Raw genomic sequence first — 17,558 nt, forward strand, 5'->3', positions numbered from 1 at the left:
ATTGCGGTTTTTTGGAGCTAAATATGAATCAAACATTCAGGTTCGCACTAACGACTACGAAGCTATACGCTTAACCGGCGCATTCTTTTGACGGTCCCACATCACAGTTAGCAAGCGCTGCAGTGCGATAAATGCGAACAGCAGAATACCGATGGCGATTTTCGTCCACCATGAACTCAGCGTGCCATCGAAATTAATCCATGTCTGAATCAGACCTTGAATCAACACCCCAAACAACGTACCGAGCACCGTGCCTACCCCGCCGGACAGCAAAGTACCGCCGATCACCACTGAAGCAATCGCATCCAATTCCACACCCAATCCCGCCAGCGCATAACCGGCCGAGGTGTAGATTGAGAACACGATCCCTGCCACCGTCGCCAGGGTGGTTGAAAGCATATAAATCTTAATGGTGGTCGCTCGGGTGGAGACGCCCATCAACTGCGCCGACGTCAGACTGCCGCCGATGGCATACACCTGATTCCCAAAACGGGTGCGATGCGCGAGGATAATGCCGCCGATCACTACCACCAGCATAATCACCGCCAGCAGACTAAGTCGTCCGCCGCCGGGAATCTTCCACGCCAGGCTCGATAATGTGGAATACAGCGGATGATCGATGGGAATTGAGTTTTCCGAAACCAGATAGCTGCAGCCGCGCAGGAAAAACATCCCTGCCAGAGTAATGATAAAGGCTGGGATCTTCAGCGCATCAATCAGCCAACCCATCATGGCGCCAAACAGTGCTCCCATTGCCAACACAATCGCGAAGGCAAGAATCGGATCGACATGATAATCGCCGATGATCTTCGCCAGAAATACGCCGCTGAAGGCGATGACGGCACCGACTGACAGATCGATACCGCCCGACAGAATCACAAACGTCATGCCCACCGCGATAATGCCGAGAAACGCATTATCGGTCAGGATATTGCAGATCACGCGCGTGGAAGCAAAGCCGGGAAACTGGCTCAGACAGAACAGATAACCGGCGACAAACACCAGCAGCGTAATCATCAAAGGCAGATGGCGTTTAATCATTTGGGTCGTCTCCCTTTCAACATCGCGATAAAGCGCGGTGATTGCAGCAGCAGCACACACATTACCACCACCGCTTTCACTACCTGATTCAGCTCCGGCGGGAAGCCAGAAAGCAAAATACCGGTGTTCATCGACTGAATAATCAGCGCGCCCACCAGCGACAACACCAGATTAAAACGTCCGCCCATCAAAGATGCGCCGCCGATCACCACTGCCAGAATCGCATCCAGCTCCAGCCACAGTCCGGCATTATTGGCATCGGCACCCCGGATATCGGCAGCGACAATCAGACCCGCTACGGCGGCACACACTCCGCTGATGGCATAGGTCGACATCACCACTAACCAACCGGTCACACCCGCATTGCGTGCAGCGCGCAGGTTAATCCCTACCGCTTCGATAAACAGACCGAGCGCGGTTTTGCGTGTCAGCAGCCACACCAACAGCGCTACCAGCAAGGTTATCCATACCGGAACCGGCAGCAACCACAATGAACCGCTGCCGAACCAGCCGAGGCTATCGCTGTTGAAGGTGACAATCTGGCCCTGGGTGATCAACTGAGCAATACCGCGCCCGGCTACCATCAAAATCAGCGTGGCGACGAAAGGCTGGATCTTCAGTAGCGCCACCAGCACGCCGTTCCACAGTCCGCAGGCCAGCCCGGTGCCCAGTGTGGCGAGGATGATAAAGGCCAGACTGTGGCCAGCGACTGTCAGCGTGGCGGCCGTCGCGCCCGCGATGGCCATCACCGCGCCCACCGACAAATCGATGCCGCCGGTGGCGATCACCAGCGTCATGCCAATCGCCAACAGAGCAACGGGGGCAGCGCGGTTAAGAATATCGATTGGGCTGCCGAACAAGCGGCCGTCCTGAATATGCACGGCAAAAAATTGTTCGCCACCAGGCTATCGACCAGCAGCACCAGAATCAGCGCGACAATCTGCGGCATGCCTGGCGGTAATTTCGGCTTACGCCGCTCGGGTTTTGGATGTGTCATAGGGGATTCAAGCATGTTGTGCTCCTCCATCGGCGATGGCGTTCACAATCGAGGCCACCGACAGTTGCTCGAGCGGGATTTCAGCCACCTGCTTCAGATCGCGCATGATCAACACGCGATCGGCATAACCCACCAGTTCTTCGAGTTCAGAGGAGATAACCAATAGCGCCAGTCCGTCGGCGCACAGGGACTCAATCAGACGAATAATCTCGGCGTGCGCGCCCACATCAATGCCGCGCGTCGGTTCATCAAGGATCAGGAATTGTGGTTTAGTCACCAGCCAGCGCGACAGCAGCACTTTCTGCTGATTGCCACCGGAGAGTAGTTCTACCGGCTGATCGGCGTGCGGCGTGCGAATCCCCAGGCTTTTGATAAAGCGCTCCGCGATGGCCTGCTGTTCACGGCGCTTAATGGGACGCAGCCAGCCGCGCTGCGCCTGTAACGCCAGAATGATATTTTCTCGTACCGAAGCCGCCCCAATGATCCCGTCGGTTTTACGATCTTCCGGACAGAAGCCCATGCCAAGATGCGAGGCTTTGGCGGGAGTGCGAATGTGCTGTAGTTTGCCCTTAATGGTGGCTGTGCCGCTGTCTGCGCGGCGAATGCCAAACAGCACCTCGGCGGTTTCCGTGCGACCAGAACCCAGCAGCCCCGCTAACCCGACGACTTCGCCAGGGCGCACCTGCAGGTTGAAAGGTTCAATGGTGCCTTTCTTGCCGTAATCCTTGAAGGACACCACCGGTTGATTGCTTTTCAGCGTGCTGCCCTGACGCTGTAAGGCGGTTTCCAGCAGCTCGCGCCCCAGCATCAGTTTGATTAATTCGATTTGCGGCAACGTTGCCGTATCACGCGTGGCGATAAACTGGCCGTTCCGCAATACGGTGATGCGATCGGTTATGCGATACACCTGGTCTAAAAAGTGTGTGACAAAAATCAGGCTCATCCCTTTGGCTTTCAACTGCGCCATAAGGGTAAACAGCATCTCCACTTCGCTGGCATCCAGGCTGGCGGTGGGTTCGTCGAGGATTAACACCTGCGCAGAGAGATCCACGGCGCGGCAAATGGCGATGATCTGCTGCATTGCCACCGAGTAATGGCCCAGAGGACGCGTCACATCGAGGGCAAAACCGTAGTTGCGCATCAGCGCATCGGCATCACGCACCATGCGTTTGCGGTCAATCATGCCGAAGCGACGCGGTTCACGGCCAATATACAAATTGTCCGCGACCGACATGTTCGGCAGCAGATTCACTTCCTGATAAACCGTCCCGATGCCCATTTGCTGCGCATCGGCGGTATTGTGCGGAGAAATGGCGGTGCCATTCAGGGTGATGGTGCCTGCATCACGGGTGTAGACGCCGGTCAGCACTTTGATCAGCGTGGATTTGCCAGCGCCGTTTTCGCCCAGCAGCGCCATGATCTCGCCTTTGCGAATGCTGAACGACACATTATCCAGCGCTTTCACGCCGGGGAAACCTTTACTGATACCGTTGAGAGTCAGGAGTGTGGATGCATCTGCGGTGCTCATCAGGTTCTACCTCGCCTTACGTCATGAAAACCGCCCCGAAGGGCGGTTGCGGGGATCAGTAACCCATGCCTTTTTTGGTGTCGAGCTGCGCCTGCGCAGAGTCAGGCAGGTACAGTTTCGATTCGGTTTTGATAATTTTTGGCGGCATGGTGCCGTCTTTTTTGAATTTCTCTAATGCATCAAATGCCGGGCCCGCCATGTTTGGCGTCAGTTCCACGTTGGCATTGGCTTCACCCGCCAGCATCGCTTATAGATATCCGGCACGCCATCGATAGAGCCGGTGAGGATATCTTTGCCTGGCTTCAGACCCGCTTCTTTGATGGCCTGAATGGCACCGATCGCCATGTCATCGTTATGTGCATATACCATGCAGATGTTTTTGCCGTTGTTTTCCGCCTTGATGAAACTCTCCATCACTTCTTTACCCTTACTGCGGGTAAAGTCGCCGGACTGGGAACGGATCACTTTGATGTTGTTATGTCCTGCGATCGCTTCGGCAAAACCTTTTTTACGGTCGATCGCCACGCTGGCGCCGACGGTGCCTTGCAACTCAACCACGTTACATTTCTTGTCCGCGACAGTTTTCACCAGCCAGTCACCGATCAACTTGCCTTCCAGCACGTTGTCTGCGGTCACTACTGCCATATACAGCGACTTATCTTTCACCACGATGGCACGGTCTAACAGGAACACCGGGATTTTGGCGTCTTTCGCTTCTTCCAACACGGGTTCCCAACCGGTTTGTACCACCGGCGCGATAAAGATGGCATCAACGCCCTGTGCGATGAAGGAACGCACGGCCTTGATTTGGTTTTCCTGCTTCTGCTGACCATCGGCGATTTTCAACGTGATACCGCGCTTTTGCGCTTCGCTTTTCGCCACGTTGGTTTCCGCTGAACGCCAGCCAGATTCCGAGCCAACCTGCGAGAAGCCCACCGTCATATCAGCGGCCAGTACCGACGTACTGAGTGCTGAACTCACCATGGCGGTTAAGAGTAAACGTTTCCACATAATTTCATTCCTCTGAAGGGAGTTTGCTGTAGGGGTACAAACGCGGATTAAGCCTGGCGCAAATGCGAGAAAACAAGCGCGACATGCCTCACAAAATAGAATGAATTAAAGGAGTTACGCTATTAATCCAATAAGAAGTCGTACCAGCATTATGGACAAATTACCTGTCATTTATTTCAGTGGCGGTTAAATAAATGTAATAAAGAGAATCGGTTATGATTGTCGCTACTGGAAGCGATTACAGGCGCTGCGTAAAGAATGGTTATGTAGTACTGGCAGGGGGCAATGATCAGTTTTGTGATTATTCGCACACTATGCGATCGCCCGTTTCAACAACTGAGACGTTGATTGCAGACCCGATGGGATTAAACCAGCCAAATCACTGCCGAGCCCGAGGAAAAAACAGGCGTATTGATGCAGAAAATAACCTGAAAGCGGAACGCTATTCACCCTGTGAGATTTTTTCACACCCTGGCGAATATCGGGGGGCAATTTGCCTTATATTCCGCATTAAATGCGCGTTAAAAAACATGAAATGAAGAAAAAGTGTCTTTTGATGAGCGAATTAGCTCACGTTGTCTGATTTTTGAATTTTTTTAGCGCTGGCATATGGACTCTGACTGCGTGCTCCCTATACTTGGGCACTTCCGAGTTCCCTATTTTTTTAATGGCAATCATGACTGCGCTAGATTACCTGCTGAAATTCCGCAAAGTGAATAATCTCGATAGTCTGGAAAAACTCTACGACCATCTGAATTATTCGCTGACCGATGATAATGACATCATCAATATGTATCGCGCTGCCGATCATCGACGTGCTGAACTCGTTTCTGGCGGCCGCCTTTTCGATATGGGCCGCGTGCCAAAATCTGTCTGGCGCTATGTAATGTAATTGGTTTTTCCCGCCTTTTTCTGCACTATTGCGTTGTCCATGTCGGGCGTGCCCCGTTTGGACATAACACGCCCTCTAAATTTCGCTACAGGATCGCAAGATGACCGAATCGGTGAACCCGCCACGTATTGCTGGCTGGCTGTTGTTACCGCTGGCCTGGCTGATTATGACGATGCTGACCAGTGCGCTGGTCGTCGCCATGTATCTGAGCCCTTTGTTTAACACCGAAATGCGCACCACGCTGTTTTCACACGATGGCATGCTGGTAAAACAATGGTCGATTTCTCTGCTCACTGCCGCGGTGGTCTGGGCCTACAGTATTTGGGTCTGCTGGATTTTCTGTAAACGCTCGCGCCGTTTGCCACGTCACTACATCCTGTGGCTGCTGTTGACGGTGTTACTGGCGTTAAAAACCTTTGCCTTTACCCCGGTGGCGGACAACAAAGCGATTCAAACGCTGCTGCTGTCACTGCTGGCCGCTGCCGTGTTTGTCCCCTACTTTAAACGTTCCCAACGGGTCAAACAGACGTTTATCCAGCCATAATGGCGTGAGTTTCGTCAGGAATTTAATTCTGAGTGCTCTCGGCTAACGCACATTTTGTGTAGAGGTTGAGATGCATCTCTCAATTCCGGATAATAGACGCCTTTCGACTTCCCAGGTTAAAAAATGACCGACTATCTACTTCTCTTTATTGGCACCGTGCTGGTGAACAACTTCGTGTTAGTGAAGTTTCTCGGCCTATGTCCCTTTATGGGCGTGTCAAAAAAACTGGAAACGGCCATTGGCATGGGACTCGCCACCACTTTCGTGATCACCCTGGCGGCGATCTGCGCCTGGCTGGTGAACCATCTGATTCTGGTGCCACTCGATTTGGTGTACTTGCGCACCCTGGCGTATATCCTGGTGATCGCTGTGGTGGTGCAATTCACCGAAATGGTGGTACGCAAAACCAGCCCGTCGCTCTACCGCTTGCTGGGTATCTTCTTGCCGCTGATCACCACTAACTGTGCGGTGCTTGGTGTGCCCTTGCTCAGCGTGAATCTCAACCATACGTTCCTGCAAGCCGCGGTTTATGGTTTCAGTGCCTCACTCGGCTTCTCGCTGGTGATGGTGCTGTTCGCGGGGATGCGCGAACGCCTGGTATTAGCCAACGTCCCGGCGCCGTTTAAGGGCAACTCGATCGCTTTGGTCACCGCAGGTTTGATGGCGCTGGCCTTTATGGGCTTTACCGGGTTGGTGAAATTCTAATGACCGCGATTTGGATTGCTATTGTGGCGATTGCTGCGCTGGGGCTGGTGTTTGGTGCCCTGCTCGGCTACGCCTCGCGCCGATTCGAGGTGGAAGAAGATCCGATCGTTGAACAGATCGACAGCATTTTGCCGCAGAGTCAGTGCGGTCAGTGTGGTTATCCCGGTTGTCGCCCCTATGCAGATGCCGTGGGCAATAACGGTGAAGCCATCAATAAATGCGCCCCCGGCGGCGAGCAGACCATGCTCAAGCTGGCCGCGCTGCTGAACGTTGAACCGCAGCCGCTGGATGGTGGCGAGGAAGTGCAGGAGCCCATCCGCACCGTGGCGTGGATTGACGAAGCCAACTGCATCGGTTGCACTAAATGTATTCAGGCTTGCCCGGTGGATGCGATTGTCGGTGCCACCCGCGCCATGCATACGGTGTTGAGCGATGTCTGTACCGGCTGCGATTTGTGCGTTGCTCCCTGCCCGACCGACTGCATTGAAATGCGTCCGGTTGCCCCCACCACGGCCAACTGGAAGTGGGATCTCGAAACCATTCCTGTCCGAGTGATCCCGGTAGAAACTCATGCTTAATTTGTTAAACCTGTTCCGCAAAGAGAAGCTGTGGGATTTTCAGGGCGGTATTCATCCGCCGGAAATGAAAACTCAGTCCAACGGCACGCCGTTAAGCCAGTTGCCGCTGCCGGAACAGTTCATTATTCCGTTGAAACAGCATATCGGCCATGAAGGCGAGATCTGCGTGTCGCCTGGCGATCACGTATTGCGTGGTCAACCGCTGACCTTTGGCGGCGGACGCATGCTGCCGGTGCACGCGCCAACCTCGGGCACCATTGAAGCAATCGCCCCCCACATGACCGCGCACCCTTCAGGCCTTTCTGAACTGTGCGTTTTCCTGCGCGCCGATGGTGAAGACCGCTGGACCACACTCGATCCGCAACCTGACTTCCGTGCGCTGTCGCGTGAAGATGTCGTCAAGCGCATTCATGAGGCAGGCGTCGCCGGTTTAGGTGGCGCTGGTTTCCCGACCGCCACCAAGCTGCGCGGTGGATTGCGCGGCGTCAAAACACTGATTATCAACGCAGCGGAGTGTGAACCTTACATCACTGCCGACGATCGTTTGATGCAGGATTGCGCGGCTGAAGTGCTGGAGGGTTGTCGTATTCTCGCCTGGGTTTTGCAGGCAGAGCGCGTACTGATCGGCGTTGAAGATAATAAACCTGAAGCGATTGCTGCGCTGAAGCAGGCTTTGGGTGGCGACCGAGAGTTGCAGGTGCGCGTTGTCCCCACCAAGTATCCGTCGGGGGGTGCCAAACAGCTGACCCAGATTCTTACCGGCGTTGAAGTGCCGCACGGCGGTCGTTCCACCGATATTGGCGTGCTGATGCAGAACGTCGGTACCGCGTGGGCGGTAAAGCGCGCCATTATCGATGGCGAGCCGATTACCGAACGTGTCGTCACGCTGACAGGCGAAGCCATTGCGCAGCCGCGTAACGTTTGGGGACGTCTTGGTACGCCGGTTAGCCATCTGTTGCATCATGTGGGTTTCACGCCAGGTTCACGTCAGATGGTGATTATGGGCGGCCCACTGATGGGCTTCACGCTGCCATCACTCAATGTGCCACTGGTGAAAATCTCGAACTGTATTCTGGCGCCTTCGGCCAGTGAGATGGGCAATAACGAAGAAGAGCAATCTTGTATTCGTTGCAGTGCCTGCGCGGACGCCTGCCCGGCGAAGCTGCTGCCGCAACAATTGTTCTGGTACAGCCAGGGTGGCGATCACGAGAAAGCGCGCGCGCATAATATCGACGACTGTATTGAGTGCGGTGCCTGTGCGTACGTCTGTCCGAGTAATATCCCGCTGGTGCAATATTATCGTCAGGAAAAGGCCGAACTGCGCGCTATCGATCTTGAAGCGAAGCGCACCGCAGAAGCTAAGGCGCGTTTTGAAGCACGTCAGGCACGTTTAGAACGTGAAAAACTGGTGCGTGAAGCGCGCCATGAAGAGGCCAAGCAGCGTGTGGCGCGCAGCGATCAGGGTGAACGTGACGCGGCGGTTGCACGCGTGAAGGCGCGTGCTGCCAAAACGCCAGAGCAGGAAACCGCCGAGCGCGAGGCTCGCCATGCGCAGGCTTTAGCTCAGCAGGCAGAAAAACAGTCAGAAACGCAGGCGCTGAGCCGCCAGTCTGGCGATCCACGCAAGGCAGCAGTCGAAGCAGCGATTGCGCGTGCGAAAGCTAAGAAGTCTGGTATAGCTGAGCAACCGGTCAGTGACGTTGCTGAAACCCCTGCGGCTGAGGCCGATCAGCGCAAGGCAGCAGTGGAAGCGGCGATTGCACGCGCTAAAGCGAAGAAAGCCGCTGCGGCTGCCGAGCAGGCGTCAGAACCTGCTGATGCACCCCCTGCTGCAGAAATCGATCCACGTAAAGCTGCGGTTGAAGCGGCGATTGCACGCGCTAAAGCGAAGAAAGCCGCTGCGGCTGGCGAACAGGCGCCTGAACCTGCTGATGCAGCCCCAGCGGCGGAAATCGATCCGCGTAAAGCAGCGGTTGAAGCCGCCATTGCGCGCGCTAAAGCGAAGAAAGCCGCTGCGGCTGGCGAACAGGCGTCAGAACCTGCTGATGCTGCCCCAGCGGCGGAAATCGATCCGCGTAAAGCAGCGGTTGAAACCGCCATCGCTCGCGCTAAAGCGAAGAAAGCCGCTGCTGCTGTCGAGCAGGCGTCAGAATCCGCTGAAGTCGCACCTGAATCATCTCCTGAAGTGGAGGCTGCTGCCTCTCCTGACTCCGCCGACCCACGCAAAGCGGCAATTGCTGCCGCGGTCGCCCGTGCCAAAGCGCGTAAAGCGCAGCAGCAGCCTTCGACGACTGAGGAATAAATGGCTTTTCGTATCGCAAGTTCTCCCTATACCCATAACCGCCGCAGCACCGGCAACATCATGCTGCTGGTGGTGCTGGCTGCAGTGCCAGGCATGGCCGCGCAGTGGTATTTCTTTGGCGTGGGTTTCCTGATTCAGGTTCTGCTGGCCACCGCCACAGCGTGGATCACCGAAGGCGTGATTCTGCGTCTGCGCAAAACGCCCGTGGTTCCGACACTCTCTGATAACTCCGCGCTGCTCACCGCGCTGTTGCTCGGCATCAGTCTGCCGCCGCTGGCGCCCTGGTGGCTGGTGGTGATTGGCACCGTATTTGCCATCGTTATCGCTAAGCAGCTATATGGCGGCTTGGGTCAAAACCCTTTCAATCCGGCCATGGTTGGCTATGTGGTACTGCTGATCTCCTTCCCGGTTCAGATGACCAGTTGGTTGCCGCCGGATACTTTGCAGGCAATTAAACCCGGACTCCTGGATTCCCTCAGCATGATTTTCACCAATCACACGCTGGCCGGTGAAACCATGCAGCAGTTACAGCTCGGTGTGGATGGTGTCAGCCAGGCTACGCCGCTGGATACCTTTAAAACCGGTTTACGTGCCGGGCACAGTGCTGAGCAATTACTGGCAGAGCCGATTTATACCGGCGTGCTGGCGGGATTAGGCTGGCAGTGGATCAACCTCGGTTATCTGCTGGGTGGCATACTGCTGCTGGCAAAGAATGCCATTCGCTGGCATATCCCTGCGGGTTTCCTGGTGTCGCTGGCCTTGTGCGCCACCCTCGGCTGGTTGTTCTCACCCGAGTCGCTGAACTCGCCGCTGATTCATCTGTTCTCCGGCGCGACCATGCTCGGTGCGTTCTTTATCGCCACCGATCCGGTCACCGCATCGACGACCAATCGTGGACGTTTAATTTATGGCGCACTGATTGGTTTGCTGGTCTGGCTGATTCGCAGCTTTGGTGGTTATCCAGACGGCCTGGCCTTTGCCGTTCTGCTGGCGAACATCTGCGTGCCGCTGATTGATTACTACACCCAGCCGCGCGTTTACGGCCATCGCAAGGATTAAAGATGTTCGATGCTATTCGTAAAAATGCCGTGACGCTGGCGGCGTTTGCGGTGATCACCACCGGCGTCACAGCGGTGGTGAACTATGTGACTAAGCCCACGGTGGAACATCAGACGGCGCTGCAGCAAAAAACCTGCTCGATCAGGTGGTGCCAACCGATATGTATGACAACCATATTCAGCAAGAGTGTTTCCTGGTGACGGATGCGGCGGCATTAGGTAATAACCAGCCGCATCATCTCTATCTGGCACGTAAAGGTGATAAACCTGTTGCAGCGGCGCTTGAGACCACCGCGCCAGACGGCTATTCTGGAGCGATTCAGATGCTGGTCGGTGCCGATTTCCAGGGCAAAGTACTGGGCGTTCGTGTCGTGGAACACCACGAAACACCAGGGCTGGGCGATAAGATCGAACTGCGTATTTCCGACTGGATCAACAGTTTTAACGGCAAAGTGGTACACGGTGCGACGACAAGAACTTTGCGGTGAAGAAAGACGGCGGTGAATTTGATCAATTTACCGGTGCGACCATTACCCCGCGCGCGGTAGTGAATGCCACGAAACGAACCGCATTACTGATTGAAACGTTGCCAGCGAAGCTCTCTTCGCTGCCTGAATGTGGAGATGCACCATGAGTGAAGCAAAATCCCTGCTGGTCGGCGGCCTGTGGAAAAACAACTCCGCGCTGGTGCAGCTGCTGGGCCTGTGCCCTTTGCTGGCCGTGACCTCAACTGCCACCAATGCCCTTGGGCTGGGTCTGGCCACCACGTTAGTGCTGACCATTACCAACAGCGCCATTTCGGCTTCACGTCGTTGGGTGCCGGCGGAAATCCGCATCCCTATTTACGTGATGATCATCGCCTCGGTGGTGAGCTGCGTACAGATGCTGATCAATGCTTACGCTTACGGCCTGTATCAGTCACTGGGCATCTTCATTCCGCTGATCGTGACCAACTGTATCGTAGTGGGTCGTGCAGAAGCGGTGGCGTCAAAAGCAGTATTCCACTCTCGGCACTGGACGGTTTTGCCATTGGTATGGGTGCGACCTGCGCGATGGTGACGTTAGGTTCGATTCGTGAATTAATCGGCAGCGGCACCCTGTTTAACGGTGCGGATCAACTGCTGGGACCGTGGGCTAAAGCGCTACGCATTGAAGTGTTCCATTTTGATTCACCGATGTTGCTGGCGATGCTGCCGCCGGGGGCTTTTATCGGTTTAGGTATGCTGCTGGCCGGTAAATATCTGATCGATCAGAAAATGAAGCAACGAGCCGCCCTGCGCGCTGCTGAACCTGAAGCCGCGCCGCAGGGTGAAACCGGGAAAGCAGTGTGAATAAGGATAAGCGCCTGCAAATTCTCACGCGCCTGCGTGATGACAACCCACATCCCACCACGGAACTGTACTTCAGTTCGCCGTTTGAACTGCTGATTGCCGTGCTGTTATCCGCACAGGCCACCGATGTTAGCGTGAACAAAGCCACCGCCAAGATGTATCCGGTGGCGAATACCCCCGCCGCCATATTGGCTCTGGGCGTGGATGGCGTGAAAGAGTTCATCAAGACTATCGGCCTGTTTAACAGCAAAGCCGAGAATGTGATTAAAACCTGCCGTATTCTCATCGAGCAGCATGGTGGTGAAGTCCCGGAAGATCGCGCGGCATTAGAAGCCCTGCCCGGCGTCGGACGCAAGACCGCCAACGTGGTGCTGAATACCGCATTTGGCTGGCCGACCATTGCGGTAGATACGCACATCTTCCGCGTCAGCAATCGCACCCGCTTCGCGCCCGGCAAAAATGTCGAAGAGGTCGAAGACAAGCTGGTTAAAGTGGTGCCTTCTGCGTTTAAAGTCGACTGTCACCACTGGTTGATTTTACACGGCCGCTATACCTGCGTGGCACGTAAACCGCGCTGCGGCTCCTGCCTGATTGAAGATTTGTGTGAGTTCGACGCCAAAACCGAAGTCTGAGCCCATGCCGATAGCCGATCGCAATCTTGCGCTCTGGTATCGGCAGTTTGGCGATCCTGTTGATGTACTGACGCTGGAATCCTCCCTTTTAGCCCCACGTCCCGCTGACATGCTGCGCGTGCAAATGCACTATGCACCAGTCAACGCGTCTGATCTGATCCCCATTACCGGTGCTTATCGTCATCGTGTCGCGCCGCCACAGGTGGCCGGCTACGAAGGCGTAGGCACCGTGGTCGCCGCGCCCTGTGTTTACTCACATTTAGTGGGGCAGCGCGTGTTGCCGCTGCGTGGCGCAGGCTGCTGGCAGCGATACATTGATATCGATCCACAGCTCGCCATTCCGGTGCCGGATGATATTGCGAGTACCTTGGCGGCTCGCGCCTATATCAATCCGCTGGCCGCTTTGCTAATGCTGCAGCAGTGGCCGGTCAGCGGTAAAAACGTGATGGTCACTGCCGGTGGATCCGCCTGCGCACTTTTATTGGCCCAGTGGGCGCGCCTGCGTGGTGCTCGTCGGGTTGTGGTGGTATATCGCGCTTCAGCGCACGCAGACAGGCTACGCGCCCTAAACCTGACAGCGCTGCAGGAAACGGCCCGAGAAGCGATAGCAGCGGTCTGCGCGCAAACGGATATCGTGTTTGATGCAGTCGGCGGCGAGACCGGACAGCGCATCTGGCAAGCGCTGCCTGAGCACGCGCAGTGTGTCGCTTACGGGGTGTTAAGTGGGACGCCGATAAGCGTCAATGCCGCTCGTCCGGCGCTGCACTGGTTTCATGTGCGTCACACCCTGGGCAATATTGGCGCTGCGCAGTGGCAGCAGCTTTTCTCAGAACTTTGGCCACTGTTGCGCAGCAGCGAATGTGGCGAGGTGGAGATTTTCTCGTTAGACGAGTGGCGTGAGGCTATTGCGTGTTACCACCAGTCAGGCCGTGCACACAAGCCCATGCTGTGTCTGGACCCGTGAAGAGAGGCTAAGCAGCCTCTCTTTTTACCCACTATTTTGCCGCAGCCTGCAGCCAGGCCACCACCAGCGGTGATAGCCGATTTTGCAGCGCCGCGCGTTCCGACTGGAACAGCGTCGCAACAAAGAACGGGTGATCGGTCAATTCAACACCACGCACATCCCGATCCAAATCCCACGAGGTGATCCTCAGATTATTGGTCGCCAGCGCAGCGCTGAATTCTGGATTCACGCCGAAATTGCAGTGATACCCTTCATTACTCTCAAGCGCGCCGTACGCTTGTGCAATCTTTGAGCCCGGTTCGAATGTTACCGTGCCACGCTGTTCCACTAGTGAACAGGCCAGCGGGGCTATCACCCAGCGCCCACCTTCATCGGTTTCCGCATGCCCGGCGTCTTCCCAGCCCAGCACATTGCGGGCGTACTCCACCACTGCATACTGAAAACCGCCACATGAACCGAGGAAAGGTTTGTGGTTTTCACGCGCCCAGCGGATCGTCGCAAAGACACCTTCATCGTTGAGATACGGGCTGCCTGGCACGACCCAAATGGCATCATAATCGTTCCAGTGATGTTGATTGATGTCGGGAGTAGCGATCCAGTCGGCGGTAACGTCGAGCGAGAGGGATTTTGCGGCAAGCTGTACGGCAGGAGGAATGGCTTGATGTGCAACAGCATTGGCACGGTAATCGCCAACAAGGGCCACACGAACTGACTGCGTCATGGTTACGTCCTTTTAGGGAAAAAGCGAGGTTACAGCAAAGTACTAACGCTGTCTAAAGGCAAAAAATCACCTAATCAGTACGTTTCGCTTTCACGCAAGAAGCGTGAATACCTGCTTTTTATGCGGTTAACCTGCATTTTAGCGGGTGATTAATTCAGCAGTTGTCATCAGCGCAAACGTTTACTTCTTTTACGTTCTTAATTAATTCGCATTTTTGTGCGCAGGATCAACAAATTAGCCTTCTGGAAACTCGAGACTGCGCATTACGCTCAACAATCAAGCAATTGTGCTTATTAAGTGAACATACCCGGGCTTAATGTTGGTATAAATAATCATCGACAGCGATATATTCTGTAAAAAGGCACACAAGCGGTTTATATCAGGAAAATGATCCCCTGGATCTCCAGATTGCTGCTTTATTCTGGTATAATTCCACTCAGCAATATTTAACACTGATTTACAACTTCTTATAACGGCATTAACCCTACCTGTTACAAGTATTTCAGCGTGCAAAAAATGCTTGCCCTGTTGGCCTGATTCAGCCAAATTAGGCGCCGTTTTTCCTTTCTAATAACAATGTTGCGCGGGACTACCCAGCCCGACGCAGACTTAATTCCTGTCGTAAAACAGGCTATGTATAAACTGAGGTACACGTGTCAACTGCAAACAAACACACTGACGAGGCAGTAAGCCTCAACGCCTTCAAGCAACCGAAAGCGTTTTATCTGATCTTCTCCATCGAATTGTGGGAGCGTTTCGGCTACTACGGCCTGCAAGCCATCATGGCGGTTTACCTGGTGAAGCAACTGGGTATGACCGAAGCAGACTCCATTACCCTGTTCACTTCGTTCAGTGCGCTGGTGTATGGCATGGTCGCAATTGGCGGCTGGCTGGGCGATAAAGTGTTGGGCACCAAACGCGTGATCGTTCTCGGCGTTATCGTGCTGGCTATAGGCTATGCGCTGATTGCCTTCTCAGGTCACGACACCGCGATGGTGTATGCAGGCATGGCAACCATTGCCGTGGGTAGCGGTTTGTTTAAAGCCAACCCGTCTTCTCTGCTGTCGACCTGCTACGAGAAAGATGATCCACGTATTGATGGTGCTTTCACCATGTTCTATATGTCGATCAATATCGGTTCACTGTTCTCAATGATGCTGACGCCGTGGCTGGCTGCCCATTACGGTTGGGGCGCGGCGTTCTCGCTGTCCGTTGTCGGTCTGGTGATTACCTTACTGAACTTCTTGTTCTGCCAGCGTCTGGTGAAAAACTACGGTTCTAAACCCGACTTTGCCCCGCTGAACATCAGCAAACTGCTGATGACGCTGGTCGGCGTTGTTGCTCTGGTCGCCATTGCCGCCTGGCTGTTGCATCACCAGACTATTGCACGTATGGCGCTGGGTGTGATTGCCATCGGTATCGTACTGGTGTTCGCGAAAGAAGCCTTTGCCCTACAGGGTGCAGCGCGTCGTAAAATGATCGTCGCTTTCCTGCTGATGGTTGAAGCGATTGTGTTCTTCGTGCTCTACATGCAGATGCCAACGTCACTGAACTTCTTTGCTATTCGTAACGTTGAACATGCCATTCTGGGTATCACTTTTGAGCCTGAGCAGTTCCAGGCACTGAACCCGTTCTGGATCATGTTGGCGAGCCCGATTCTGGCCGCGGTCTATAACAAGCTGGGTGACAAACTGCCCATGCCGCACAAATTTGCGATTGGTATGGTGCTGTGCTCCGCCGCATTCCTGGTGCTGCCGTTCGGTGCTAAGTTTGCCAATGATGCCGGTATCGTTTCGGTTAACTGGCTGATCATTAGCTATGCGCTGCAGAGTATTGGCGAACTGATGATTTCCGGTCTTGGCCTGGCAATGGTGGCACAGCTGGTTCCACAGCGTCTGATGGGCTTCATCATGGGTTCCTGGTTCCTGACCACCGCTGGTGCAGCGATGATTGCCGGTAAAGTGGCTAACCTGATGGCCGTGCCGAATGATGTGACCGATCCCCACGCCTCACTGGCCGTTTACAGCCATGTGTTCCAGCAGATTGGTATTGCAACTGGTGTCATCGCCATCCTGATGTTGATCACCGCGCCACTGCTCAACCGCATGACGCAGAGTGATGCCACCCAGGCTGAACTGAAAAGCGCTAACGCCAATCAATAAGCCTTAGTGTCAAAAACAGAGCCGGGTCATAACCCGGCTTTTTTGATCCTCCAGGTTCCAACGTTCTCCTTTTACCTTTTCTGCTGTCAAAGCTTCGCTTTTTATCCCATTACCCGCATGATATCGGCTTCCTGTTCACCCTGCTGGAACCCTCATGGACCGATTCGAAGAGCTACAGGTGTTTGTTGCGGTGATTCAGCAAGGCAGTCTGGCCGGTGCTGCGCGTCTGCTGCAGCGTTCTCCTCCGGTGATCACCCGAACCCTAAGTGCCCTCGAATCACGCCTCGGCACCACCTTAATTGAACGCACCACCCGGCAACTGGCTCCCACAGAAGCGGGCTGGCAGCTGTTTGAACAGGCCCGGCAATTACTGAGTGATTACCACAGCGCACTGGATAGTGCGCACCATAGTGGCCTGCAGGGGCTGCTGCGTTTGACCGCGCCGGTTCCTTTCGGCCGTCGTCATATCATGCCGCTGGTGAATGCTTTTCTTCAGCAGCATCCTGAGATGCAGATCGAAGTGATACTGAGTGACAGCTATCAGGACCTGATTGAAAACGGCCTGGATATTGCTCTGCGCATTGGTGAGCTGCAGGATTCCTCGATGGTGGCGCGTAAAGTGGGCAGCGTACATTCTACGCTGGTGGCCAGCCCAGAATATTTAAAGCAGGCTGGCACCCCCGCGCACCCTTCAGAACTCAGTCAACATGCACTGATAACCAGCCTGCGTCATACGCGGGAATGGCGCTTTGCCCAGGATTTACGGGTGCGGATTTTGCCGCGACTGCGCGTTAATGATATTGAAAGCCAGCTGGAAACTCTGCGCCGGGGCCAGGGCATCGGCCGTTTGCTCTCTTATCAGGTGCTGGATGATGTGCGTGACGGCAAACTGGTCCGCCTATTACCCGAGTGGGAGCCCGCGCCGCTGCCGGTGCAACTGGTCACTCAACGGGTAAAAAATATGACGCCGAAGGTACGACAATTTTGGGATTTCGCCCTTGAAAAGCTGCCTTCACTGCCCTGCTTTGTCGCAGAAAACCGCAGTCCGACTGCAATTCCTGATCGCGGTCACTGGTAAATTTTTTTGCCGAT

At 54.8% G+C, this 17,558-nt stretch carries 13 protein-coding genes and 4 pseudogenes; 12 read left to right on the top strand and 5 right to left on the bottom strand.

The features are described 5' to 3' along the window. Positions 1 to 54: 54 nt before the first annotated feature. The 4 genes and pseudogenes from yjfF to ytfQ all read right to left on the bottom strand — a co-directional run bounded on the left by yjfF (position 55) and on the right by ytfQ (position 4,577). Entirely contained in the window at positions 55 to 1,041 is a 987-nt protein-coding gene (yjfF, locus tag HA45_RS18715) for a galactofuranose ABC transporter, permease protein YjfF (protein WP_100699938.1), read from the bottom strand. Next, positions 1,038 to 2,053, bottom strand: a pseudogene (gene ytfT, locus HA45_RS18720) (galactofuranose ABC transporter, ATP-binding protein YtfT). Before ytfT ends, yjfF begins: the two are co-directional and overlap by 4 nt. Continuing rightward, positions 2,046 to 3,566: a galactofuranose ABC transporter, ATP-binding protein YtfR gene (ytfR, locus tag HA45_RS18725; protein WP_100699936.1), complete on the bottom strand. Its 1,521-nt coding sequence runs from the start codon at positions 3,564 to 3,566 to the stop codon at positions 2,046 to 2,048. The pseudogene ytfT and the gene ytfR overlap by 8 nt, the downstream one beginning before the upstream one ends. A 55-nt stretch (positions 3,567 to 3,621) precedes the next feature. Further along, positions 3,622 to 4,577, bottom strand: a pseudogene (gene ytfQ, locus HA45_RS18730) (galactofuranose ABC transporter, galactofuranose-binding protein YtfQ). A 676-nt stretch (positions 4,578 to 5,253) separates the two neighbouring features. Here ytfQ and ydgT point away from each other — a divergent pair. From ydgT to HA45_RS18780, 10 genes and pseudogenes are all read left to right on the top strand, one after another. Further along, complete coding sequence (gene ydgT, locus HA45_RS18735; RefSeq protein ID WP_084938431.1) at positions 5,254 to 5,469, top strand: transcription modulator YdgT; 216 nt, start codon at positions 5,254 to 5,256, stop codon at positions 5,467 to 5,469. Between the two features lie 100 nt (positions 5,470 to 5,569). Then, positions 5,570 to 6,013: a DUF2569 domain-containing protein gene (locus HA45_RS18740; RefSeq protein ID WP_100699934.1), complete on the top strand. Its 444-nt coding sequence runs from the start codon at positions 5,570 to 5,572 to the stop codon at positions 6,011 to 6,013. Positions 6,014 to 6,136: 123 nt separating this feature from the next. Further along, entirely contained in the window at positions 6,137 to 6,718 is a 582-nt protein-coding gene (gene rsxA / locus HA45_RS18745) for an electron transport complex subunit RsxA (RefSeq protein WP_084938429.1), read from the top strand. Beyond that, entirely contained in the window at positions 6,718 to 7,296 is a 579-nt protein-coding gene (gene rsxB / locus HA45_RS18750; RefSeq protein WP_100699933.1) for an electron transport complex subunit RsxB, read from the top strand. The genes rsxA and rsxB overlap by 1 nt, the downstream gene beginning before the upstream one ends. Beyond that, complete coding sequence (gene rsxC / locus HA45_RS18755; RefSeq protein ID WP_128598996.1) at positions 7,289 to 9,598, top strand: electron transport complex subunit RsxC; 2,310 nt, start codon at positions 7,289 to 7,291, stop codon at positions 9,596 to 9,598. Before rsxB ends, rsxC begins: the two co-directional genes overlap by 8 nt. Then, entirely contained in the window at positions 9,599 to 10,657 is a 1,059-nt protein-coding gene (gene rsxD, locus HA45_RS18760; RefSeq protein ID WP_100699931.1) for an electron transport complex subunit RsxD, read from the top strand. A gap of 2 nt (positions 10,658 to 10,659) precedes the next feature. Further along, positions 10,660 to 11,290, top strand: a pseudogene (gene rsxG, locus HA45_RS18765) (electron transport complex subunit RsxG). After that, positions 11,287 to 11,987, top strand: a pseudogene (locus tag HA45_RS18770) (electron transport complex subunit E). Before rsxG ends, HA45_RS18770 begins: the two co-directional pseudogenes overlap by 4 nt. Next, positions 11,984 to 12,619: an endonuclease III gene (nth, locus tag HA45_RS18775; protein WP_100699929.1), complete on the top strand. Its 636-nt coding sequence runs from the start codon at positions 11,984 to 11,986 to the stop codon at positions 12,617 to 12,619. Before HA45_RS18770 ends, nth begins: the two are co-directional and overlap by 4 nt. Further along, positions 12,591 to 13,583 (top strand): zinc-dependent alcohol dehydrogenase family protein, encoded by a 993-nt coding sequence (locus HA45_RS18780; RefSeq protein WP_338064347.1) that lies wholly within the window; start codon positions 12,591 to 12,593, stop codon positions 13,581 to 13,583. The genes nth and HA45_RS18780 overlap by 29 nt, the downstream gene beginning before the upstream one ends. A gap of 31 nt (positions 13,584 to 13,614) precedes the next feature. Here HA45_RS18780 and HA45_RS18785 read toward each other — a convergent pair whose 3' ends face one another. Continuing rightward, positions 13,615 to 14,304 (bottom strand): CTP synthase C-terminal region-related (seleno)protein, encoded by a 690-nt coding sequence (locus HA45_RS18785; RefSeq protein ID WP_100699928.1) that lies wholly within the window; start codon positions 14,302 to 14,304, stop codon positions 13,615 to 13,617. Between the two features lie 653 nt (positions 14,305 to 14,957). On the opposite strand from HA45_RS18785, the gene dtpA reads away from it, so the two are divergent. Then, positions 14,958 to 16,466 carry a dipeptide/tripeptide permease DtpA gene (gene dtpA, locus HA45_RS18790; protein WP_100699927.1) on the top strand — a complete coding sequence of 503 codons (1,509 nt, stop codon included), beginning with the start codon at positions 14,958 to 14,960 and terminating at the stop codon, positions 16,464 to 16,466. A gap of 154 nt (positions 16,467 to 16,620) precedes the next feature. Next, the gene (locus HA45_RS18795) at positions 16,621 to 17,544 is read left to right on the top strand and encodes a LysR family transcriptional regulator (protein ID WP_128598997.1); all 924 of its coding nucleotides are present in this window, start codon (positions 16,621 to 16,623) and stop codon (positions 17,542 to 17,544) included. Positions 17,545 to 17,558: the final 14 nt, after the last annotated feature.

This window comes from Pantoea rodasii, from assembly GCF_002095465.1.
GTDB classification, from domain to species: Bacteria; Pseudomonadota; Gammaproteobacteria; order Enterobacterales; family Enterobacteriaceae; genus Pantoea; species Pantoea rodasii.